19 protein-coding genes are annotated in these 21,720 nt (G+C 40.2%); 15 read left to right on the forward strand and 4 right to left on the reverse strand.

Annotated features, from left to right (window positions below):
* Positions 1 to 7: 7 nt before the first annotated feature.
* From JXQ92_RS03145 to JXQ92_RS03165, 5 genes are all read left to right on the forward strand, one after another.
* On the forward strand, positions 8 to 1,693 hold the full coding sequence (locus tag JXQ92_RS03145) for a hypothetical protein (RefSeq protein ID WP_421985124.1): 1,686 nt from the start codon (positions 8 to 10) through the stop codon (positions 1,691 to 1,693).
* Positions 1,694 to 1,787: 94 nt separating this feature from the next.
* Positions 1,788 to 4,634, forward strand: a complete 2,847-nt coding sequence (locus JXQ92_RS03150) for a TonB-dependent receptor domain-containing protein (RefSeq protein ID WP_421985125.1) — start codon at positions 1,788 to 1,790, stop codon at positions 4,632 to 4,634.
* Positions 4,635 to 4,754: 120 nt separating this feature from the next.
* On the forward strand, positions 4,755 to 5,654 hold the full coding sequence (locus tag JXQ92_RS03155; protein WP_421985126.1) for a TIGR01777 family oxidoreductase: 900 nt from the start codon (positions 4,755 to 4,757) through the stop codon (positions 5,652 to 5,654).
* A 109-nt stretch (positions 5,655 to 5,763) separates the two neighbouring features.
* Positions 5,764 to 6,468, forward strand: a complete 705-nt coding sequence (locus JXQ92_RS03160; protein WP_421985127.1) for a TIGR00730 family Rossman fold protein — start codon at positions 5,764 to 5,766, stop codon at positions 6,466 to 6,468.
* On the forward strand, positions 6,468 to 7,121 hold the full coding sequence (locus JXQ92_RS03165) for an HAD family hydrolase (protein WP_421985128.1): 654 nt from the start codon (positions 6,468 to 6,470) through the stop codon (positions 7,119 to 7,121). The genes JXQ92_RS03160 and JXQ92_RS03165 overlap by 1 nt, the downstream gene beginning before the upstream one ends.
* Before the next feature lie 2 nt (positions 7,122 to 7,123).
* Here the strand turns inward: JXQ92_RS03165 and JXQ92_RS03170 are convergent, their stop codons facing one another.
* The 3 genes from JXQ92_RS03170 to JXQ92_RS03180 all read right to left on the reverse strand — a co-directional run bounded on the left by JXQ92_RS03170 (position 7,124) and on the right by JXQ92_RS03180 (position 9,299).
* On the reverse strand, positions 7,124 to 7,462 hold the full coding sequence (locus tag JXQ92_RS03170; protein ID WP_421985129.1) for an STN domain-containing protein: 339 nt from the start codon (positions 7,460 to 7,462) through the stop codon (positions 7,124 to 7,126).
* A 227-nt stretch (positions 7,463 to 7,689) separates the two neighbouring features.
* The gene (locus JXQ92_RS03175) at positions 7,690 to 8,658 is read right to left on the reverse strand and encodes a FecR family protein (RefSeq protein WP_421985130.1); all 969 of its coding nucleotides are present in this window, start codon (positions 8,656 to 8,658) and stop codon (positions 7,690 to 7,692) included.
* A 59-nt stretch (positions 8,659 to 8,717) separates the two neighbouring features.
* Positions 8,718 to 9,299, reverse strand: coding sequence for an RNA polymerase sigma-70 factor (locus JXQ92_RS03180; protein WP_421985131.1), 582 nt, complete (start codon positions 9,297 to 9,299; stop codon positions 8,718 to 8,720).
* Positions 9,300 to 9,387: 88 nt separating this feature from the next.
* Between JXQ92_RS03180 and JXQ92_RS03185 the strand changes: the two genes are divergently transcribed.
* The 6 genes from JXQ92_RS03185 to uvrA all read left to right on the forward strand — a co-directional run bounded on the left by JXQ92_RS03185 (position 9,388) and on the right by uvrA (position 16,342).
* Positions 9,388 to 10,005, forward strand: coding sequence for a hypothetical protein (locus JXQ92_RS03185; RefSeq protein WP_421985132.1), 618 nt, complete (start codon positions 9,388 to 9,390; stop codon positions 10,003 to 10,005).
* Positions 10,002 to 10,310, forward strand: coding sequence for a winged helix-turn-helix domain-containing protein (locus JXQ92_RS03190; RefSeq protein ID WP_421985133.1), 309 nt, complete (start codon positions 10,002 to 10,004; stop codon positions 10,308 to 10,310). Before JXQ92_RS03185 ends, JXQ92_RS03190 begins: the two co-directional genes overlap by 4 nt.
* A gap of 54 nt (positions 10,311 to 10,364) precedes the next feature.
* Complete coding sequence (gene creD, locus JXQ92_RS03195; protein WP_421985134.1) at positions 10,365 to 11,774, forward strand: cell envelope integrity protein CreD; 1,410 nt, start codon at positions 10,365 to 10,367, stop codon at positions 11,772 to 11,774.
* Positions 11,761 to 12,756, forward strand: coding sequence for an endonuclease/exonuclease/phosphatase family protein (locus JXQ92_RS03200; protein ID WP_421985135.1), 996 nt, complete (start codon positions 11,761 to 11,763; stop codon positions 12,754 to 12,756). Before creD ends, JXQ92_RS03200 begins: the two co-directional genes overlap by 14 nt.
* Positions 12,753 to 13,268, forward strand: coding sequence for a hypothetical protein (locus JXQ92_RS03205; protein WP_421985136.1), 516 nt, complete (start codon positions 12,753 to 12,755; stop codon positions 13,266 to 13,268). The genes JXQ92_RS03200 and JXQ92_RS03205 overlap by 4 nt, the downstream gene beginning before the upstream one ends.
* Positions 13,269 to 13,477: 209 nt before the next feature.
* On the forward strand, positions 13,478 to 16,342 hold the full coding sequence (gene uvrA / locus JXQ92_RS03210; protein WP_421985137.1) for an excinuclease ABC subunit UvrA: 2,865 nt from the start codon (positions 13,478 to 13,480) through the stop codon (positions 16,340 to 16,342).
* Between the two features lie 12 nt (positions 16,343 to 16,354).
* Here uvrA and JXQ92_RS03215 read toward each other — a convergent pair whose 3' ends face one another.
* A complete protein-coding gene (locus JXQ92_RS03215; RefSeq protein WP_421985138.1) occupies positions 16,355 to 16,477 on the reverse strand; it encodes a hypothetical protein in 123 nt (40 codons plus the stop codon).
* A 200-nt stretch (positions 16,478 to 16,677) separates the two neighbouring features.
* Between JXQ92_RS03215 and JXQ92_RS03220 the strand changes: the two genes are divergently transcribed.
* The 4 genes from JXQ92_RS03220 (at position 16,678) to JXQ92_RS03235 (ending at position 21,678) form a co-directional block, all read left to right on the forward strand.
* Positions 16,678 to 17,997, forward strand: a complete 1,320-nt coding sequence (locus tag JXQ92_RS03220; RefSeq protein WP_421985139.1) for an NAD(P)/FAD-dependent oxidoreductase — start codon at positions 16,678 to 16,680, stop codon at positions 17,995 to 17,997.
* An 80-nt stretch (positions 17,998 to 18,077) separates the two neighbouring features.
* Complete coding sequence (locus JXQ92_RS03225; RefSeq protein ID WP_421985140.1) at positions 18,078 to 19,133, forward strand: sensor histidine kinase; 1,056 nt, start codon at positions 18,078 to 18,080, stop codon at positions 19,131 to 19,133.
* 15 nt (positions 19,134 to 19,148) lie between these two features.
* Positions 19,149 to 19,871, forward strand: a complete 723-nt coding sequence (locus JXQ92_RS03230; RefSeq protein ID WP_421985141.1) for a LytR/AlgR family response regulator transcription factor — start codon at positions 19,149 to 19,151, stop codon at positions 19,869 to 19,871.
* Between the two features lie 154 nt (positions 19,872 to 20,025).
* A complete protein-coding gene (locus tag JXQ92_RS03235; protein ID WP_421985142.1) occupies positions 20,026 to 21,678 on the forward strand; it encodes a mechanosensitive ion channel family protein in 1,653 nt (550 codons plus the stop codon).
* Positions 21,679 to 21,720: the final 42 nt, after the last annotated feature.

Genomic DNA, 21,720 nt, shown 5'->3' on the forward strand with positions numbered 1-21,720 from the left:
CGAAAACATGAAACGTTCAATTAATCAACTTTTAAGCCTACTATTTGTAGCAGCAATCGCACTGATTGTTTCTGCCTGTGGTGAGGACGATCCGCAAATTGCGGCTCCTATCGTATCTGGACCTGCCGAGGTAGCAGTTACTGAAAACGAAACAACTACGGTCACTTTTAATCTTACAGTTGCAGGCGGTTTTGCCTCAGCAAATGTAGATGCTACAGGTGGTACTGCCACAATTACTACACAGCCAGCCGTTGCTGCGGTAAGCGGATCTGTTGTAATTGATTATGCTGCAGGTGATGATGGTGCTGGAGCACTAACGCTTACCATTACTGATGCCGCTGGAAATACTGGTTCTGCCACTGTCGTAATGGAAATTGGGGATATTCCTGATACATTCCAGACTGCTGACCTGACTGAAACAAGGTCTGTTGGTGGTAACGATGTAGAGTTCAAGCAAACAAGAATTTCAGGTGTCATCAACAGAGACTTTACCTTCACAAACGACGTAGCCTGGGTACTTTCAGGTAGAGTAATTGTCGGCGCTGGCGCTACATTAACTATTGAAGCTGGTACTATTGTAAAAGGACAAGGCGAACAAGGTGCAGCTGCTTCTGTATTACTAGTCGCAAGGGGTGGTGATATTATTGCCAACGGAACGGCAAACGACCCAATCGTATTTACTTCTGTACTTGACAATATTAACGTTGGAGAATTCACTTCAACTTTAGACATAGACAATGACCTTGGACTTTGGGGTGGTGTTTTGATTCTTGGAAACGCGCCAATCGTTGCTGAAGCTTCGGAAGTACAAATTGAAGGAATTCCTTCTTCAGTAACAGAAGGCATCTACGGTGGAAGCGACCCTGCTGATAACTCAGGATCTTTCACTTACTGCTCAATCAGATACACAGGACAGCAATTAGGCCCTGGAAATGAGCTTCAAGGTTTAACGCTTGGTGGCGTAGGTAACGGAACGGTAATCAGCCATGTAGAGTCTATCAATTCTGCCGATGACGGTATCGAGATCTTCGGAGGAACTGTTAACATCTCAAACTTTATTGTACTGAACCCTGATGATGACGGATTCGATGCTGACCAAGGTTGGACAGGTACTGCTGATAACTTGGTATACATTGGTGCTGCAACTAACGCAGGTTTCGGTTCTGATCACCCATTTGAGCTTGATGGCCCAGAAGGAGATACTGGAGGAACAGCTGCTATCGGAACATTTACTAACGCTACGGCTTGGGGTAGAAGCGCAACTGACTTTGCCGACCTAAGAGATGGTGCTACTTATAGCATTACTGATAGTTACTTCTTCGGATTTGCGGCAGGTGTGGACTTAGAGCTTGATGCTGATGGCACGACTGACCCGAACGATGCAACTAAAAAGCTTTCTGATAACCCATTGATTTCTGACAACTATGCAGGAGGAAATGTAACATTCACTGGCCTTCAGTTTAGCGGAGTTGACAGAGACGGTGCTACATCATTCACAGACATTGCTAAAATCTTGAACGACAAACTTGACGGAAGCTTAACGAATCCTGATAGAACATCTCAAGTAGACAATAACGAAGACGTAAAATTCCCTGCTGACAACAGCATTGTAAGTACAAAAACTGTAGGTGCAGATGTATCAGTACTAAGCTGGTCATACACCGCAGAACTTGGCCTTTTGGCTAATTTTTAATGACTAAATAAAAGTAACATAGAACACTTTGCTCGTGAGTTTATTTCGCTCACGAGCAATTTTATTTGATAAGAAATAGTAACACTGATAAAAAATGAAAAACGTAAGATTAGTTTTAATCGCTTCATTGCTCGCTTTTACGCAGCTAAGTTTTGCACAAACGGGTAAGATTAGAGGTACCACATTTGACCGTTCTAATGGCGAAGCCATGTGGGGGGTTCAAGTTTTTGTAGTTGGTACACAAGTAGGTGCCGCCGCTGATTTTGATGGAAAATTTGAATTGACCATCGCCCCAGGTACTTACACCGTGCAAGCGAAATTTGTAGGAACAGTTTCTGTCAACATAGAAAATGTTGTAGTAAAAGCAGGTGAGGTAACCGTGCTTGATGCTATCTGGATGGAACCTGCTGTTTCTGAGCTTGAAGACATCGTAGTAACTGCTGAAGCTATCAAAACAACTGATATCGCTTTGCTTACTGCGAAACGTAAATCAACAAATCTAATCGACGGTATTTCGTCTCAACAAATCAAAAGATCTGGCGACAGCGATGTAGCCGGCGCAATTAAAAGAGTTCCTGGTGTATCAATACAAGGAGGTCAGTACGTTTTTGTTAGAGGTCTTGGTGATCGCTATACGAAAACGATTCTAAATGGCACAGAAGTTCCTGGTTTAGACCCAGATAGAAACGCCATTCAAATAGATATTTTCCCTACTTCTCTGATCGATAACATCATCGTTTACAAAAACTTCACCCCAGATTTAAGTGCAGACTTTGTAGGGGGTACAGTAAATATTGAAACCAAGGACTTTCCAGATGAAAAGACAATGAACCTGTCTTTTAGCCTAGAATATAACCCTTCAATGCACATAAGAAATGACTTCCGTGGTTATGAAGGTGGAGGAACTGATTTCCTAGGTTTCGATGATGGAACAAGAGGCTTGCCTTTCGACGGTAGAACGGGTGATATCCCTTCACCAATTCTTCGCGACCCAGTAACAGAAAGCATTACAAGGTCATTCGACCCAACAATGGCGACTCAGCAAGAGTCTAACTTTGCGAACATAAGCCTTGGTTTTTCTATCGGCGACCAAATCGATTGGAAAGGTAAAAAGCTCGGTTATATAGGTGCTATAAACTATAACAATACTTCTACTTTCTACGAGCAAGCTGTAGATGGTGCAAGTGTTAAGCCCACTGAAGACGATGACTTTGCTTTAATCTCAGATACGAGGTTCCAAGGAGCATTAGGAATCAGAGATGCTCAACTGAGTGGTTTGGCGGGTCTTTCTTTAAAAAGCGATAAAAACAAGTACCGTTTCCAAGCCATGCATATTCAGAATGGTACTGAAAGAGCAGCGCAAAGAACACGTGTACGTTCAAACAACAACTTTAACACGGCAAGAGTAGATAACTTAGAATATACAGAGCGTTTCTTAACTAACTTCTTGCTAGCTGGTGAGCATTATTTCAATGGTAATGAATCTCAGCTAGAGTGGAAAGTATCTCCTACTTTCTCTACAATCAATGATAAAGACATCCGAATTACTCCATTTACAATTGATGATGGCGTTGTGGCCATTAACCCACAGGAAGGTGGAGAGCCAAACAGAATTTGGAGACTTTTAACGGAGCAAAACTATGTAGCCAAAGTGGATTACACGCAGAACTTCGCTTTCCGAGGAAGGGACTCTAAATTCAAAGTGGGTGCAAGCAACATATACAAAACTAGAGACTACGAGATTCAGAACTACGTAACTCAAATTAGAGGTAACCAAGATCTTCTGAATTTAGACAGCGATCCGGATAGAATTTTTGCAGAAGAAAACATTTGGACAGCAGATAGAGGCACTGGTGTTTATGTGCAAGACAACTTCAACCTTTCAAACGCATACGAAGGTAGAATTAACATCACAGGTGCTTATGCCATGAGTGAACTAGCACTTACCAGCAAACTAAAGACGATTCTAGGTTTAAGGGTTGAGCAGTACGACCAATGGTACACTGGTGTAAACCAAGCAGGGGCTAACCCTAATGATCCGACAGGAAAAGTATTTAACGATGACAAGGTGTTGAGTTCATTCGAATTCTTCCCATCGGTTAACTTCATCTACAATGTGTTTGAAAACTCAAACTTGAGAGCTTCTTATGCAAAAACAATTGCAAGACCTTCATTCAAAGAAAAGTCAACTGCCGAGATTCAAGATGTGTTAACAGGTAGAACTTTCATCGGTAACATTGACCTTGTAGAAACGAACATTGAAAACTTCGATATCAGATGGGAATACTTCTTCGGTAGAGGAGAGACTATTTCAATTGGTGCTTTCTATAAGGATTTCACTAACCCAATCGAGTTAGTAAGGTCTGATAGAGCCGCCAACGATTTTAGTCCTCAGAACGTAGGAAATGCTGAAATTACTGGAGTAGAACTCGAAGTAAGAAAGAACTTAGCCTTCATTACACCGGCTTTAGAAAACCTTTCCTTCATTTCTAACATTACAGTTACAGATGCAACTGTAAACCTTACGCCGCTTGAGCAAATAGGTAGAATTAATGGGTTAAGAACTGGAGAAGAATTTTCATTAACACGTGATTTCGTAGGTCAGCCACCGTATATCGTAAATGCCTCATTTGCTTATACTGATTTTGAGAACTTCTGGGAAGCTAGTGTTAGTTATAATGTTCAAGGAAGAACACTTGCCGTTGTAGGTGTTAACCGTACACCTGATACCTACAATGTTCCTTTCAATAGCCTTAACGTTAACATTCAGAAGAGTTTTGGCGTAGATGGTGAGCATACATTCGGTTTAAGAGTCAACAACATTCTTGGTGATTTGCAAGAGAGAGAGTTTGAGTCTTTCGGAAGTGCTAACCAAATTGAAACTAGAAGAGACCCTGGAACATCATTCAGATTAAAATACAGCTACAACTTCTTAAGATAAAGACTCCAATAAACACACAACAATCAGAGCCTCGGCAATTTTGCTGAGGCTTTTTTTATGCTTGATGCCTAAAAACCTATATTCACAGAACATTAGGCCATCGAAAAGGCTTTTATATACATGGGGCAGAAAATACTAATTACAGGAGGCACAGGTCTTGTTGGAAGCGCACTAATTCCAATGCTAAAAAAGCAAGGCCATAAGATAGTGGTGCTCAGTAGAAAAAAGAGCAGAAACGCCGATTATGAGGTCTTTGAATGGAATTATAAAAAGGAATATATTGAGGAAGGTGCACTTGAAGGGGTAGATACCATCATCCATTTAGCAGGTGCTGGTGTAGCCGATGAAAAATGGACTGTTGATAGGAAAGATGAAATTTATAATAGCAGAACTAAAACCTCCATTCTACTTTTTAAAACCCTAGAAAAAGGAAACCACCAAGTAAAAAGCTTCATTGCTGCTTCCGCCATTGGCATTTACGGAAACGAAAAAGGAAATAGCATTGTAAGCGAAACGTCTGAAGTTGGTACTGATTTTTTAGCCCATGTAACCGATGCCTGGGAAACGGCGACTAATAAAGTCAAGAGTTTGAATATCCGACTCGTTCAATTGCGTGTAGGTATAGTATTGAGCAAAAAAGGGGGGGCTTTAGTAGAGCTCTTAAAACCACCGGTGGCTGCTCCATTGGGAAAAGGTGAACAATATATGAGTTGGATTCACATTGGTGACCTATCCAGAATGTTTATAGCAGCAACAGAAAATCCCGAAATGGAAGGTGCTTACAATGCCGTGGCACCTAGCCCAGAAACGAATAAAAACTTTACTAGAAAAGCTGCCAAGGCATTCAAAAAAACCTTTCTACCTATACCCGTTCCTTCATTAGTGATGAAACTTATGCTTGGCGAAATGTCGACCATTGTGCTTGGTGGAAGTAGAGTTAGCAGCGCCAAAATTCAAAGAGAGGGTTTCGAATTTAGGTTTCCTAAACTCGACAAAGCCTTAGATGATTTAGGAGCTTAAACATTAATCACAATTCATTAACTCAACTTTTTACAAAACCCAACGTTAAGGGAGAGCCGGTTTTCTAAATTGTAGAAGACGGAGAAATTAAAAAGAGAAAGCATTTAATATGAGTAACGAAGATAAAATCAAACAGGCCTTTAAGGACAGAGATTGGAACGAGATCAAAACCCACGATTCATGGGTGATTTTTAAAGTGATGGCCGAAATGGTAGAGGGTTTTGAAAAGCTTGCCAAAATAGGGCCATGCGTATCTATTTTTGGTTCTGCCCGAACCAAACCAGACCAGCCTTACTACCAAATGGCTGAAGAAATAGCTGCCAAATTAGTAAGACATGGTTATGGTGTCGTCACAGGTGGTGGCCCAGGAATTATGGAAGCAGGAAATAAAGGTGCCAATAGTGAAAACGGTAAGTCAGTAGGCTTAGGCATTGAACTTCCTTTTGAACAAGGCAACAACATCTATATAGACCCAGACAAACTGATCTCCTTCGATTATTTCTTCGTGAGAAAAGTAATGTTTGTGAAGTACTCTCAAGGATTTATCGTAATGCCGGGTGGATTTGGAACACTTGATGAACTTTTTGAAGCAATTACATTGATACAAACCAATAAAATCGGTCGCTTCCCAATCGTTTTAGTAGGTAAGGACTATTGGGGTGGTTTAATGGACTGGGTAAAGAATACCATGCTGAGTTTTGGCAATATCAGCGAAAAAGATCTCGATTTAATCAATCTTGTAGAAACACCAACTGAGGCGGTAAACGTGATTGACGATTTCTATTCTAAATATTTACTAACACCAAACTTCTAATGGCTCAACACCTGCTTTTCGACTGCGATGGTGTATTGATTGATACAGAAATTGTAGCTGCTGAAGTTGTTTCAAGCTGGTTACAGTCGATCGGTGTGGCCATAGACCTTGAAACCTATATTCTTAAATACACGGGTAAAACCTTCACGGATATTATTAAATCATTGCAGGCTGAAGGAGAAATAAGCCAAAGTTTAGAAGTCACGGCAATTGTTCCTGAATTAGACATTAAGATTAGAGATAATCAGCGTCCAATTGATGGCGTTTGGCAGATGTTAAATTCACTCAATATACCGCGTTCGGTAGTGTCTAATAGTGCGAAGGATTATGTTGAATTGGCCCTCGAAAAGCTATCCATCACCGAACATTTTCAAGGTCGAATCTTCTCAGCTGATATGGTTGAAAAAGGCAAACCAAGTCCAGATGTGTATTTGTTAGCGCTTAAGACTTTAGGCCTTAAATCCGAAGAAGTAATTGTGATTGAAGACAGTAGAGCCGGTGTTGAGGCTGCTTCAGAAGCAGGCCTGGAAGTCATTGGTTTTCTTGGAGGCAGCCACGTAAGAGAAGGCCTTGAGGACAATTTACGACAAGCTGGTGCTAAACACTTTGCGAAAGATCATAAAGAACTTGCTCAATTACTCGCTCAAGTTTAAGGCTATAAGCCTTCTTCATTGCCTACATTCTTTGGTTTAAGTAGAATCTTATTTTTCCTTTCAAGAAAGCTAATATCATCTTCCTTAAAAAGTCTTTCAAGTAGCGCTTCAAGGGTTGTTTTTTCAAACGATAAATTGATCTTTCGTTCGGAATCAAAAGAGCTTGGGGAATACATAAACACTAAACCGTCTAGTTCTTGCTCCAACTTTCTAAGGGCTTCTTTGAGCGGTATGTTGGAAAAAGTAATCGTTACTTCTTGAACCAAAAAAGGTGCCTTATCCTGTTCAAAACAGGAATAAGACGATACAATCATGATCAGTATGATAAACTTTCTTCTCAATACTTAAAAAATCAGTTAAAAACGAAGCTCAAGAATGATTTCTCCGGCGTACGAAGACGGCACTATAGCTCCTGCTGACCTAGAAAATCGCTCTGCCACAATATCCGATCGGCTGGTAGCATTTTAAATGATGAAACTCACTTTGCTCGGTCTCGAAAATCGAAGTTATCCGAAAGGAGTATCTGCCAAATATTTCTAGAGGCGAATATCATTCGCGTTTAAACACCTCATTTACACCCCTTTCCTACTAGTTGATAGAGTTGACCTTCTCTTTTTATAGTTATATCGAATAGATCGGCGAGTGTTTCCAAAACCTCATCAATTGTTTCGTTTTCAAATGTTGTAGTGACTGGGCAGCCCAAAAACCCCTTGTGCATAATTTCCAGTACTACACCATAGTGTGCAGAAATGTCGCTGACCACCTCTTCCATTGGGGTATTTTCGAATACCAGTTTGTTCGTTCGCCAAGACATAAAGTTGACTTCCCTATTAACCGTTTTCTTAACCGAACCTTTAGCATCAACGGTAATTTTTTGGCCCGGATCAAGCAGCGCTTGTTGCCTTCCCTTGGTAAATCTGACCTTACCTGTAATCAGGTTCAGTTCAAATGATTCGCCTTCTCCTTTATTTATATTAAAAGTGGTGCCTAAAACTTCGGTTTTTGTACCCCCTGCATTTACCACAAATGGTTTGTCAGGATTGTGAGCAACATCAAAAAAAGCTTCCCCTTCTAAAGTAACTTCGCGATAGTCACCTTTAAAAGCATCAGGATAGTCGAGTTTTGCCCCTTCATTTAACCAAACTGTTGTTCCATCGGCCAAGTGCACCTCTGCTTTGCCATTGGATGCTACCATTTCTTGCATCTCAACTGTACCTGGTTTCAAGAGTAGAAATGTTGCCGCAGCAAGCAAAACAACGGCAGCCGCATACCTCCATATGTATTGCTTACTTGACTTTTCATTGGCCGGATTTCCAATTTTAGCTTGAAGTTGAGACCAATTCCTATCTAGATCGATCGATTCAAAATCTTCTAAAGACTGCGAACGCTCCCAAACTTTTCGAATGTTTTCTAATTCCAACCTATTCTCTTCACCCTCAAATAGCCAAGCATCAATTTGAGCTTTCTCTTCTGGGGTGGCGGCATCCTTTAGATAGTTAAGCAGCTGGTGATCAGATATGATAGAATCGTTTTTCATGGGTTTACATCAATATGACGGGCCGGAAAGGCTTTACACGTAAATAGAGTCTGCTTTTTTTAAAAGAACATATTTAACGATATGATTATCAACATTTTAAGGTATTCGAAAACATCTTTTCTTAATCGTTTGAGTGCATTACTTACTTGAGTTTCTACCGTCCTTTTTGAAATATTCAGTAAATCCGCTATTTCCTGATTTCTTTTCCCTTCTAGCCTGCTCATTTTAAAAACTTGCTGGCATTGCGAAGGCAAAACGCTAATTGCATGGAAAATCCGTTCTTCCAATTCAGCTTCAATCATGGTATCATTAAAATCAAACTGATCGTCAAAATTCACCTGTTTAATATTTTCGTGATGTTCCGACTTAGACTTGACTGACCTCAGGTGATCAATACATTTGTTCCGAACCGACTGGAAAAGAAATGCCTTTAAGGAAGTGTGAAATTGAACGGAGTTACGGTTTTCATAAAGTTTTACCAATACCTCCTGCACCAAATCTTCCGCAGTTTGCATATCGCCCACGAATTTTTTAGCGAATACCGCCAGCACCTTGAAATAGGTTAAAAAGACATTTTCAAATGCCTTTTCACTTCCCCGTGACAGTTCTTGTTGCAGTTGTATTTCGTCTTGATTGAGCACTGGCCTCAAATCTAATTCAAAATTTCTTGCGGAATGGATTGCAAATTTATTTTCATTCCTTTACTTTGTAACTCAAAGTACTTTTAAAATGGAAAAAGATTATTTACAAGACATCTCCGAGATAAGATCCATTATGGAAAAATCATCTCGATTTATCTCGTTGAGTGGATTATCGGGAATAATGGCTGGGATTTATGCGCTAGCCGGTGCGGCAGTCGCTCATAGCCTAGTCTATACTAGCGAAACAGTGGTATATAGCCAGCTTGTTGTCAGGGACGTGCGAGGAAATCTACTCAACTTGATATTGATTGCCCTAGCAATCTTGGTGCTAACCATTAGCACTGGAATTTATTTAACTAAGAAAAAAGCTCAAAAAGACGGCGTTAAAAGCTGGGATAAGACTACTGAAAGGCTCTTAATTAACCTGCTTATTCCTTTAATCGCCGGAGGCATTTTAGTGATCATCTTCTATCAGCAAGGCCAAATCGGGATGATCGCACCTGTAACACTTATCTTCTACGGGATGGGACTGATCAACGCAAGCCATTATACCTATCGAGACATTCGGTTTTTGGGAATATCAGAAGTAATATTGGGGCTTATTGCAAGTGCCGTTATAGGATATGGCTTATTAATTTGGGCCATTGGGTTCGGTGTTTTGCACATTATTTACGGTGCATTAATGTATTTTAAATACGAACGTTGAAAGTAGATATACATAAGCTTAATAAAGCCTTCGAGAACCGCGTAAGGCTTGGCATTATGTCCGCATTAATTGCTGGAGAGGCCATGGAATTCAATAGACTCAAAGAGCTATTGGATGTAACGGATGGTAACTTGGCCAGCCATTTAAAAGCGCTCGAAAAAGAGGTTTTTATAGACGTACAAAAATCGTTTGTTGGCCGAAAACCCAACACAAAATATCTTGCCACAAAGGCAGGTAAAAAGGCTTTTTCCGCACATATAGATGCACTTGAAGCCTTAATAAAAGAACAGACTGGAAGAGGATAATATATTTTTTTATCCTTTCACTTTGAATTACAAAGTACTTTTAAAACAAAAACTATGGATCAGAAACAAGAAACAGCATTTGAAAAAATCAACAACGCGATCAAAAACTCGGTGAGTGTAAAGTTACTTAGCATTGGCTTCCTTATTGCCATTCTGCTTATTCCCCAATCTATGATAAAATCATTGATTCACGACAGGGAAAGCAATCAGTTCATGGCAGTAAACCAAGTATCTGAAAGCTGGGCGGCACCCCTAGAACTTACAGGCCCCATTCTTTCGGTTCCTTTCGAAATAGTAGAGGTTTTTAAAGACAAAAAAATACGGACTAAGAAATATGCGCACTTTCTGCCAGATGAGCTTAACATTGACGGGGCACTAAACCCTGAATCTCGAAAACGGGGTATTTACGAAGTCATTGTTTACACGACTGATTTGAAGCTAAATGGAAGTTTCAGCAAACTAGATTTTTCACAGTTTACCAACCAGCCTGAAAATATCCATTGGGACGAAGCCGTGTTAAGCATTGGCATTCCAGATATGCGAGGAATTCAATCAGACATTAAATTTAAACTAGGTCAAGAAACGCATCGTATGGAACCCGGTATTCCTGCGTACCTCGACCTGAATCTTGCCCAATCTGATCTAAGACTTGATTACACTGCGAACCGAGAAAACCAAAGTCAAACGGGTGTCAATTCGCGCTTGAAATTAAACCCGAAAAGTAAGGAAATGGACTTTAAAGTTGACCTGAAAATCAGAGGAACTAAGACCTTGATGTTTAATCCAGTTGGCAAATCGACCAACGTAAAAATTACCTCCTCATGGCCTCACCCGAGTTTCACTGGACAGTTTCTACCTGACGATCATCAGATTACTGATAACGGATTTACCGCCGAATGGTCTGTCTTCGATTTGAACAGAAACTACCCTCAACAATGGGTCGGTCGGGCACATAAGATCAGCTCTGCCGATTTCGGTGTTAACTTATATCAGCCTGTGGACAATTATCAACAAAACACGAGGTCGGCCAAATATGCGGTGCTCATTCTATTCTTAACCTTCATTTCATTTTTCTTTATTGAAATTCTGAATAAGAAAAAAATCCACCCGATTCAGTATATACTGGTTGGCCTAACACTCACAATATTCTACACCCTTCTATTGTCATTATCCGAGCTTGTTGGCTTTAGTTCAGCCTACTGGATAGCGGCAGGAATAATCATTACCATGCTTACCCTTTATTCTCTTTCACTGCTAAAGAGTAAAAAGCTTGCTGGGTTTATGCTGCTCTTTTTTACGCTCATTTACGCCTTTATTTTCATCATCCTTAGAATGGAAGACTTCTCTCTTTTAGTAGGTAGTTTCGGGCTTCTCTTTGTGCTAGGCATTTGTATGTATCTCTCTAGAAAAGTGGATTGGTATAATATTTCCAACAAACAAAAACTCGAGAATGCAACGGTTTAAAATCAAACTTTTACTCCGAGGGGGCTTGTTCCTCCTCAGGGTATATTGTCTTCTTAGGCAAAGGAAAAATAAAGAGCGATTGATTGCGGCAATGCTACTCGTACCTGCCATCGTACTGCTGATACCTAGTTATACTTTCGAGCTCACATTGTTACAGTCTTTTTTGTTTCAAGCCATGCTCGTGTATGGCATACTGAGTATTTGGTGGATCGTAAAGCATCACTATCGATTAGCCAGTATCAATTTCACCATTTATTTGCTGTTGCTGTTCAAAATAAATACCCCAATGGATGTTGGTTCCAGCGTGAATCAGGGTAGTGAATCGCTGAAGGTAATGCAGTTTAATGTGCATGCTATAAATAGGACTTTTGAAGAGACTATAGATCGGGTTATCCAATTAAAACCAGACTTTATTTCTTTTCAAGAAGTGGGGCCAAGTTGGGCAAAATCTCTTGAAAATGGGTTGAAAGAAGATTATCCACACTTTACCATTATGGCTCATCCTATGGAAAGTCAGGGGATTGCCGTGTTTAGTAAATATCCATTACGGAATACCGAACGCATTCTTTGGCATGGTACCGCCAACATAGCGGGAGAAATAATGGTTGGAGAAGATAAAATCAATTTTTTGGCGCTTCATACGCTTTCGCCCACCTCAAAAATTAGGTGGCAAGAAAGGAATATTCACATAAAGGAAGCCAAAGAACACATTGCCACAAAAGGTGGGGAGTTTTTGGTTCTTGGAGACTTCAATACGGTACCTTGGGACAATAGTTTGACCAGTTTTAAAGCGAATACCCGACTCAAAGACAGTCGCAAAAAACTAACCCCAACGTACCCAACTTGGAATCCCTTTCTGGGTCAAATTCCTATCGACTACATCTTTTATTCTGAAGGGCTCGGTTGCAATGCGCTGGATGCCGTAGAGATTACGTCTGATCATAAAGCGATTTTAGGAACATTCTTAATTACCGGCCGATGAACAGGTGGGAAAAAACACTCAAATGGTTGACCAAAATAAGCTACGGTTTGTTGCTCTTTATCCTGATCAATATTCTCGTTGCTCGTATCAACCCGATCGAGTTCAGGGATGTGGATTTAAAATCTGAATATGAGTTAATCCTTATGCTCGCCACTCCTCTAATTGTTTTTCTGTTAGTGATTTTAGACTATCTTAAAAATCAGGAAAAGAGAATTTTCACACTCAACTTCATTCTCGGAATACCGCTTTCTATCATCTCTTTTATCATCATCATACTGATGGCTCAATCTATTGATATGAGTCGTGGAAGCGAGCGAGTTTTATTTGAGAATCGCTTTGATAAAAAGCAGCGTATTGTTTATCGATCTTCTTACTGGGATGGAAACCGGAGCGAAGGCGAAACATACCATTTGAAAACACTTAACAAGTTTTTTCAGTTAACATTAAGAACTGACACCACAGAACTCAATCCTTATCAATGGATAGACTTAAAAAAAGGACTTAAAAATTGATATATGATCAAATCTAAAATCACCATCTACGTATGTCGTTTTTTCGACTTCGTTATCGTTGCTTTGATAGCCTACGCACTGATTTACCCAAAATTGCTTCCGGCAATTGATGCGTCTCGGATTGGGGACTTGGCTTTCTTTTAATTGCTTGTTGCAATTCCACCTGTAAATCAAGACCTTTGTGAATTCTGCATTTTGCAGGCCAATTCATGGAAAAACTCAAAGAAAACGCGACCATCGATAAAGCCCCTATAGACCTCACAGGTCATGAAAATATTGAAATTTTCGGGGCAAGGGAGCACAACCTCAAAAACATAGATACAGTCATACCAAGAAACAAGTTGGTAGTGATTACTGGTATTTCAGGTTCGGGAAAATCTTCTTTGGCTTTCGATACTATTTATGCAGAAGGCCAGCGCCGGTACATGGAAAGTTTTTCCGCTTATGCCCGATCTTTTATCGGCGATATGGAACGCCCCGATGTTGACAAAATCAATGGCCTAAGCCCAGTTATTTCCATAGAACAAAAAACTACTTCTCGTAACCCGCGATCTACCGTTGGCACCCTTACAGAAATCTATGACTTTTTAAGACTTCTATTCGCAAGAACAGGCGTCGCCTATTCCTACCTAACGGGAAAAGCCATGATTCGACAATCCGAAGATCAGATTGTAGAACACCTCCTTCAAAACTTCGAGAAGAAGAAATTGATCTTAATGGCCCCTGTCGTGAAGGGTCGAAAAGGTCACTATCGAGAGCTGTTCGTTCAAATCCGAAAAATGGGTTTCACGAAAGTACGAGTAGATGGTGTGGTAATGGATATGGTACCGAAAATGCAAGTAGATCGGTACAAAACTCACGATATTGAAATCGTTATTGATCGGATTATTGCCGATGCCGACGACCGATACAGAATCGCTCAGAGTGTAAAAACAGCCTTATCTCATGGAAAGGGGGTAATGATGGTTCGCGATGAAGAAACCAATATCCATCATTTCTCAAAATACTTAATGGACCCTGAAACTGGTCTTTCTTATGATGAACCTGCACCAAACAACTTCTCTTTCAACTCCCCTTATGGTGCTTGTCCTTCATGTAATGGCTTAGGCCAAATTGAAGAAATTAGTGAAGCGAGTGTTATTCCAGACGACACTTTAAGCATAAGCCGAGGTGGTATTGCACCATTAGGAGATTATCGGGATATCTGGATCTTCAAGAAAATCGACGCTATTCTAAAGCGTTACAAAGTCAACCTTTCTACTCCGATCAAAGACATTCCTAAGGAAGTAATGGAGGTAATTCTCTACGGCGATGATGTTCCAGTTGCGGTAGGTTCAAAAAAGTATCCGGGCACTGAATGGAACACTAAGTTTGAGGGCATTATTAAGTTCTTGGAAAAACAAAAGCAAGAAGGAACAGAAAAGACTAAACGTTGGATTGAGGACTTTATGCATATAAAGACTTGCCCAAGTTGTAACGGAGCCCGCCTTAAAATGGAGTCGCTCCACTTCAAAATTGCCGACACTAATATCTCTCAGTTGGCTAGAATGGATATTAATCAATTGGCCAACTGGTTTGTGGGCGTGGAAGATAGAATGACGGAAAAGCAGCAACTCATTGCGCCTGAAATTCTAAAAGAAATAAGAAAGCGAATTGGTTTCTTGCTCGATGTAGGATTAGATTATTTGACCCTCAATCGTCCGCTGAGAACGCTTTCAGGCGGTGAAGCACAAAGAATTCGATTGGCTACACAGATTGGTACTCAACTAGTAGGTGTGCTCTACATTATGGATGAACCTAGTATTGGGCTTCACCAAAGAGATAATGTTAAGTTGATTAATGCGCTCAAAAACTTGCGCGATATTGGCAACACCATCATTGTGGTGGAGCACGATAAAGACATGATGCTCGCCTCGGATTACATCATAGATATTGGACCTGGCGCAGGTAGACATGGCGGACAGATTGTAGCCGCTGGCGATCCTTCTAAATTTTTAAAAGAAGGAGGAATTACAGCCAATTATCTAAAAGGTGAAGTCAACATTGAGGTGCCTAAGAAACGTCGCGAAGGAAACGGCAACAGCCTTGTTCTAAAAGGAGCCGAAGGCAACAACCTTCAGAATGTAACGCTTAAATTACCTTTAGGTAAAATGGTTTGTGTTACTGGAGTCTCAGGAAGTGGAAAATCTACTTTAATTCACGACACGCTCTTCCCAATTCTGAATCAGTATTTCTTTAGAGCTAGAAAGAACCCTTTAGCCCACAAATCCATCGATGGCTTAAAGCATATCGATAAAGTGATTGAAGTAGATCAATCTCCGATTGGTAGAACACCAAGATCCAACCCTGCCACATATACTGGTGTCTTTTCCGATATCAGAACACTCTTTACTGAATTGCCCGAAGCAAAAATTAGGGGTTATAAAGCCGGTAGGTTCTCTTTCAATGTAAAAGGAGGGCGTTGCGAAACTTGCGAAGGAGCTGGTATGAAGTTGATCGAAATGGACTTTTTACCGAACGTTCATGTGCCTTGCGAAACTTGTAAAGGCAAAAGGTATAACCGAGAAACGCTTGAAGTACGTTTTAAAGGAAAATCTATCTCCGATGTACTCGATATGACGGTCGAACAAGCCGTTGAATTCTTTGAGCATCAACCTAAAATTCTACGAAAGATTAAAACCCTAAACGATGTAGGACTAGGTTATATATCCTTAGGTCAACACGCCACTACGCTGTCTGGTGGTGAAGCCCAAAGGGTAAAACTTGCTACTGAACTTTCTAAAAAGGATACAGGTAAAACGCTTTACATATTAGACGAACCTACTACTGGCCTTCACTTTAAAGACATTCAGCATTTACTCGATGTACTCAATAGGCTAGTAGAAAAAGGAAACTCTGTCCTGATTATTGAGCATAATCTAGATGTGATAAAAGTGTCGGACCACATTATTGACTTAGGGCCAGAAGGCGGCGACGGAGGAGGAACAATTGTAGCCGAAGGAACGCCTGAAAAAGTGGCAAAAAGTAAAAAAGGCTATACTGGAAAATTCTTGAAAGAAGAACTGGGCCTTTAGGTTTAAAACTGCCTAAAATAGAGCAAAAAAAATGATGCTGCCGCTTACGCGAACAGCACCGTCTTCAACCAAAACATTAAAACCGCTCAACACACCGATCTTCACTGAGTCTGTCCATTTCACCTTAACAGACATCAATCCACGGTTTTAATTTCTTTTCTAATACATATTTAAAACTCACTTCTTGAACGGAAGGCACAAGTTCGTATTATAGTTTAGGGCAAAATCTCTGTCTTTTTAACATTAATTAAGATTTTACTTCAGGTGCTCAATAATACGGGCATTTATATCAACTTTACCCATCAGAAATCGTTACATAGGTAAGCCCAAATGATATGTCAGATCTGCATCACCTTCACCTAGAAATTCCCAAGTGTGAAAAGAAAAGAATCGTAATTATCGGCGGAGGTTTTGCCGGAATTCAACTCATCAAATCACTTCGAAAGTCTCCCTATCAGATCGTTCTATTAGATCGGCATAATTACCACACCTTTCAGCCATTGCTTTACCAAGTTGCCACAGCTGGCCTAGAACCTGATTCCATTGCCGGTGCACTTCGCCACCTTTTCGAAAAGCATAAAGACTTCTATTTCAGGATGGCAAGAGTTACTGGTATTGACCTTGACTCAAAAAAGATTTCAACCCTTGTTGGCGAGCTTAGTTATGATATGCTAGTGATCGCCAACGGATCCAAAACCAACTATTTTGGGAATCAAGAAATGTATGAGCGTACATTTCCGATGAAACAAATCCCTCAAGCTTTAAACTTGAGAAGCCATATGCTTCAAAACTTTGAGCAAACTGTTATGTCGCCGGACATAGAGGAGCAAGATCGGCTGACTAATTTCGTGGTTGTTGGCGGCGGCCCTACAGGCGTGGAAGTTGCCGGTGCGCTTGGAGAATTAAAGAATCATGTCTTGCCAAAAGACTATCCTGACATTGACTTCGATATCATGAAACTGCACTTAGTAGATGCAGGAGACAGGTTGTTATCCGGAATGTCGGAAAAAGCTGGCTCTAGGGCTTTAAAGTATCTTGAAGACTTCGGTGTAGACGTTAGATTGGACACTCGACTTGTCGATTATGATGGTAACAATGTAACGCTCACCGATGGTACAATAATTCCTGCCAAGACGGTAATTTGGGCAGCTGGTGTTACCGGAAATGTCATCGATGGCTTACCTGAAACCGTTGTAGATAAGGGTAGGATTCTAGTCGATCAATTCAATCAAGTCGAAGGTTATCCTGATGTATATGCCGTAGGCGATATTGCCGCAATGTGCTCTAAAGAAAACCCACGCGGTTACCCTATGGTAGCTCCTGTGGCCATGCAGCAAGCTTTAAACCTTGGTAAGAACTTAAAGCGTCAATTAAAGCAAAAAGAGCGGCTCCCATTTAAATATAAAGACAAGGGTTCAATGGCAACTGTCGGCAGAAATAAAGCGGTGGTAGATATGCCAAGGTTCCATTTTAGAGGTTTGTTCGCCTGGATGGTCTGGATGTTCGTTCACCTGATGTCGATCGTTGGTTTCCGTAACCGACTCGTAATCCTGAGCAACTGGATCTGGAATTACATGACCTATGACCGAGGCACAAGATTAATCATAAGAACATTCTTAAGGAATAAACAGTACAAACCGGGAGATAGTCTATAACCTCCGTAAACACCTTGTCTTTACCTCTCATCTTAAAGCTTGGACAAGTCTGATAAAACTTTCCTTATTTTACGAAGCGCATGAGAAAGAAGAGACTATACTGGGCGTTCCAAATTTTTGGGTGGGGAGTGTACTTTCTACTCAACATTTTCACGTTGAGCATTAATCCGCAAGACCTAGGGCCAGAAATCATTCGAATTTCTAGAATCGAGATCCTTCTGCATACCCCAATTATGCTGCTCTTTTCTCATTACGTAATTCGAAAAGTCATTATCCAACGAAATTGGCTTCAAATCAATATTATCCGCGTTATTCCAAGAATATTGGGGCTCATTACTATTTCAGCACTTTCCGTACTCGTTATTTCATATATGCTTTATTGGGCAGTCGGAACTGTCGCCTTAACTGATTTAAATATCCTTTTGAGTGACATCTTATTCGCTACCCTCAATTTCCTGATCATGTTCATTATATGGTCTACTATTTATTTACTCTATCACTTTTTAGAAAGTAATAATACCTCCTTAAAATATGAGGCGGCTATGAATGAAATGCATTTGAATCAACTCAAATCGCAACTTAATCCACATTTCATATTCAATGCACTAAACAGTATGCGAGCTTTGGTGGATGAAGAGCCAAGCAAGGCCAAAACGGCCATTACACAGCTTTCTAATATTCTTAGAAACTCACTGATCACAGATAAAAAACGAGTAATCAGTTTTAGAAATGAATTGAGTACAGTAAGAGATTATTTAGCCTTGGAAGGCATCCGCTTTGAAGAAAGACTGAATGTTCACTATCGGATTGACCCTAAATCAGATGGCTTTGAAATTCCACCGATGATGGTTCAGACTCTGGTTGAGAATGCCATTAAACACGGTGTTTCAAACTTGATAGCGGGTGGCATTATCGACATAGAATCGAAAGTTGAACACTCCATTCTAATTCTTAAAATTAGAAATAGCGGTCAACTTTCTCATAGTCCTAAAAAACGAGGTAGCAGAAAGGGCGTTGGGCTAATAAATACTAAAGAAAGGCTTAAATTGATATATGGAGAAGCCGCTTCATTTAGAATTTACAATGAAAACGATAAGTTTGTAGTAACAGAAGTGAAGATACCTCAGCGTATGTAAGCAAAACTTGAATAAATGAGAGCACTAATTATTGATGACGAACGATTGGCAAGAAAAGAATTGACCAATCTGCTACAAGAATATCCTGAAATAGAGATTGTTGGCGAAGCGGTAAATGCTGAAGATGCTGAGGAAAAAATTAAGTCTCTGCAGCCTGAATTACTCTTTCTAGATATTCAAATGCCTGGTAAAACTGGCTTTGAACTTTTAGAGACCTTAGATACTGTTCCTGACGTAGTCTTTACTACGGCTTACGACGAGTATGCGCTTCAAGCTTTCGACTTCAACGCACTTGATTACTTACTGAAGCCAATCGAGCCAGACAGGTTAAAAGAAACCATCACTAAACTTATAAACAGACCGAAGAAAGAGGAAGCTGTTGCTCCTCAAGCGGACCAGAAATTAGGTCCTCAGGATCGTGTTTTTGTGAAAGATGGTGATAAATGCTGGTTTGTAAAGTTAGAAAACATCAGACTTTTCGAATCTGATGGTAACTATATCAAAATCTACTTCGACAACTTCAAGCCAATGATTCATAAGTCATTGAATGCACTTGATGAGAAGTTGGACGACAGATCCTTTTTCCGCGCAAGCAGAAAGCATATCATTAACCTAACATGGGTTGAAAGCATCGAATCTTGGTTTAACGGTGGTTTGATGGTGGTGCTCCGTGGTGGTGATAAAGTAGAAGTAAGCCGTAGACAAGCTGCTAGGTTTAAAGAAATGATGAGCCTGTAGGCTGATTTACAAATTCATTGAAAGCCCATTTTCCGCTTGACTGCTCACTCAAGTAGAAAATGGGCTTTTTTGATTTCATGGAAACAATACCTAATATAGGACCCTCAATCATGCCGATTACCATCAGTTCCTACCCTCAGTAGACTACTAATCAATGGTTATAAAATATGTAATACTCTCCGTCTTTCTATTTTTTCAAGACGTAACGCCGCAAGCTCAAGATTCTATTTCTGCCACTGATTCCATTACAATCAAAACGGAAATAATTAAGGCGCAAACCAGCAAATATGTGATTGATGGAGACTCAATTATGTACATCTATGCAGGCATTGGTCCTTATTCAATTGCTCAACGTGGGGAAAAGATAAAAGGAAGGGTTTCAGAGCTCAAATCAGGTTTTTTTGGTAGTGAGCCATTAAGAATAGAAAACACAGATAGCAGCAATGAAATCTTCTGTGGTAATGGTTTAATCATGACCATCTACGATGTTGATGCCAATGCACTTGGGCTCAGTAGAAATGATGCCGCTGAATATTATCTGGATCTTATTCAGGAAATTAGAAACACCAAAGACAAACCAGTAGTAAAACTCCAATCATTGTTAATCAATATCGGAATAGCGCTGGTCATCGTCATACTATTTATAGTCGGTTTAAAGTATTATAACAGACTCTTTAGGTTGTTGTACTTAAAAATTCGTGCACAAAAAGGCAAAATGCTAAAAGGTTTTAAACTTAAAACCTACGAAGTACTGACCGAAGACAAACAAATTCTTGCTGTCACATATATTGCCAAAGGAGTCCGAATTGGTGTCCTCATTTTTATCATTTATTTACTGCTCCCCGTTTTATTCTCACTATTCCCCTGGACTCAAGGCATTGCAACTACGCTCTTCGGGTATATTCTAGACCCGCTTAAAAACATGGGAAATAAGTTTGTGGCATATATTCCAGATTTACTCACCATTGGTGTAATCTTAGTAGTAACAAAGTACATATTAAGAGTATTGACCTTCTTTAAAGATGAAGTGGCCAAAGGAAAGTTGGAGTTTCCGGGCTTTTATAAGGAATGGGCTAAGCCTACTTATAATATTATCAAAACGCTTATCATCGCGCTAAGCTTTATTGCCATCTGGCCATCTCTGCCCATGTCAGACTCAGAAATTTTCAAAGGCGTTTCCACTTTTATTGGGTTATTAGTTGCCTTGGGCGGTGCCGGTGCTATATCCAACGTTATTGCCGGTTTGGTAATCACCTATATGCGTTCTTTTAAAATAGGAGACAGGGTAAAAATTGGAGAAGTAATGGGAGATGTGAAAGAAAAATCTCTGCTCAACACAAGAATAAAAACCATCAAAAACGAAATAATTACTATTCCTAATTCTCATATGCTCAATAGTCACACCATTAACTATACTACAGCCAATGACGAAGAGGGTCTAATACTCCATACAACCATTACGCTTGGTTATGATGTTCCGTGGCGCACTGTTCATGAGGTGCTCATCGAAGCGGCGCTTAATACAGAGCACATAAAAAAACTACCAAAGCCATATGTGCTTCAAACGAGTCTAGACGACTTTTATGTGAGCTATCAACTTAACGCTAGAACACGAGAAATCCACAAAATGGCACTTATCTATTCCAAGCTTCATCAGAATATTCAAGACAAATGCAACGAAGCCGGGATAGAAATTCTTTCCCCTCATTACGGTGCTCAACGCGACGGAAACCATAGTACAATTCCGCAAGAACACTTACCAGAAAATTATCAGGCCCCTTGGTTTAGGCTTAAAAAGGATTTCTGACATGGTTTTCTGCCCAACTCTCAAGGAAATATGCTTACTTTT

This window comes from Roseivirga sp., assembly GCF_049099775.1.
GTDB lineage: Bacteria > Bacteroidota > Bacteroidia > Cytophagales > Cyclobacteriaceae > Roseivirga.

Excerpts from the sequence above, each read along its gene's own strand:
- JXQ92_RS03145 (WP_421985124.1), top strand. The coding sequence starts at position 8 with ATGAAACGTTCAATTAATCAACTTTTAAGCCTACTATTTGTAGCAGCA.
- JXQ92_RS03150 (WP_421985125.1), top strand. The coding sequence starts at position 1,788 with ATGAAAAACGTAAGATTAGTTTTAATCGCTTCATTGCTCGCTTTTACG.
- JXQ92_RS03155 (WP_421985126.1), top strand. The coding sequence starts at position 4,755 with ATGGGGCAGAAAATACTAATTACAGGAGGCACAGGTCTTGTTGGAAGC.
- JXQ92_RS03160 (WP_421985127.1), top strand. The coding sequence starts at position 5,764 with ATGAGTAACGAAGATAAAATCAAACAGGCCTTTAAGGACAGAGATTGG.
- JXQ92_RS03165 (WP_421985128.1), top strand. The coding sequence starts at position 6,468 with ATGGCTCAACACCTGCTTTTCGACTGCGATGGTGTATTGATTGATACA.
- JXQ92_RS03175 (WP_421985130.1), bottom strand. The coding sequence starts at position 8,658 with ATGAAAAACGATTCTATCATATCTGATCACCAGCTGCTTAACTATCTA.
- JXQ92_RS03185 (WP_421985132.1), top strand. The coding sequence starts at position 9,388 with ATGGAAAAAGATTATTTACAAGACATCTCCGAGATAAGATCCATTATG.
- creD (WP_421985134.1), top strand. The coding sequence starts at position 10,365 with ATGGATCAGAAACAAGAAACAGCATTTGAAAAAATCAACAACGCGATC.
- JXQ92_RS03200 (WP_421985135.1), top strand. The coding sequence starts at position 11,761 with ATGCAACGGTTTAAAATCAAACTTTTACTCCGAGGGGGCTTGTTCCTC.
- JXQ92_RS03205 (WP_421985136.1), top strand. The coding sequence starts at position 12,753 with ATGAACAGGTGGGAAAAAACACTCAAATGGTTGACCAAAATAAGCTAC.
- uvrA (WP_421985137.1), top strand. The coding sequence starts at position 13,478 with ATGGAAAAACTCAAAGAAAACGCGACCATCGATAAAGCCCCTATAGAC.
- JXQ92_RS03215 (WP_421985138.1), bottom strand. The coding sequence starts at position 16,477 with ATGTCTGTTAAGGTGAAATGGACAGACTCAGTGAAGATCGGTGTGTTG.
- JXQ92_RS03220 (WP_421985139.1), top strand. The coding sequence starts at position 16,678 with ATGTCAGATCTGCATCACCTTCACCTAGAAATTCCCAAGTGTGAAAAG.
- JXQ92_RS03225 (WP_421985140.1), top strand. The coding sequence starts at position 18,078 with ATGAGAAAGAAGAGACTATACTGGGCGTTCCAAATTTTTGGGTGGGGA.
- JXQ92_RS03230 (WP_421985141.1), top strand. The coding sequence starts at position 19,149 with ATGAGAGCACTAATTATTGATGACGAACGATTGGCAAGAAAAGAATTG.
- JXQ92_RS03235 (WP_421985142.1), top strand. The coding sequence starts at position 20,026 with ATGGTTATAAAATATGTAATACTCTCCGTCTTTCTATTTTTTCAAGAC.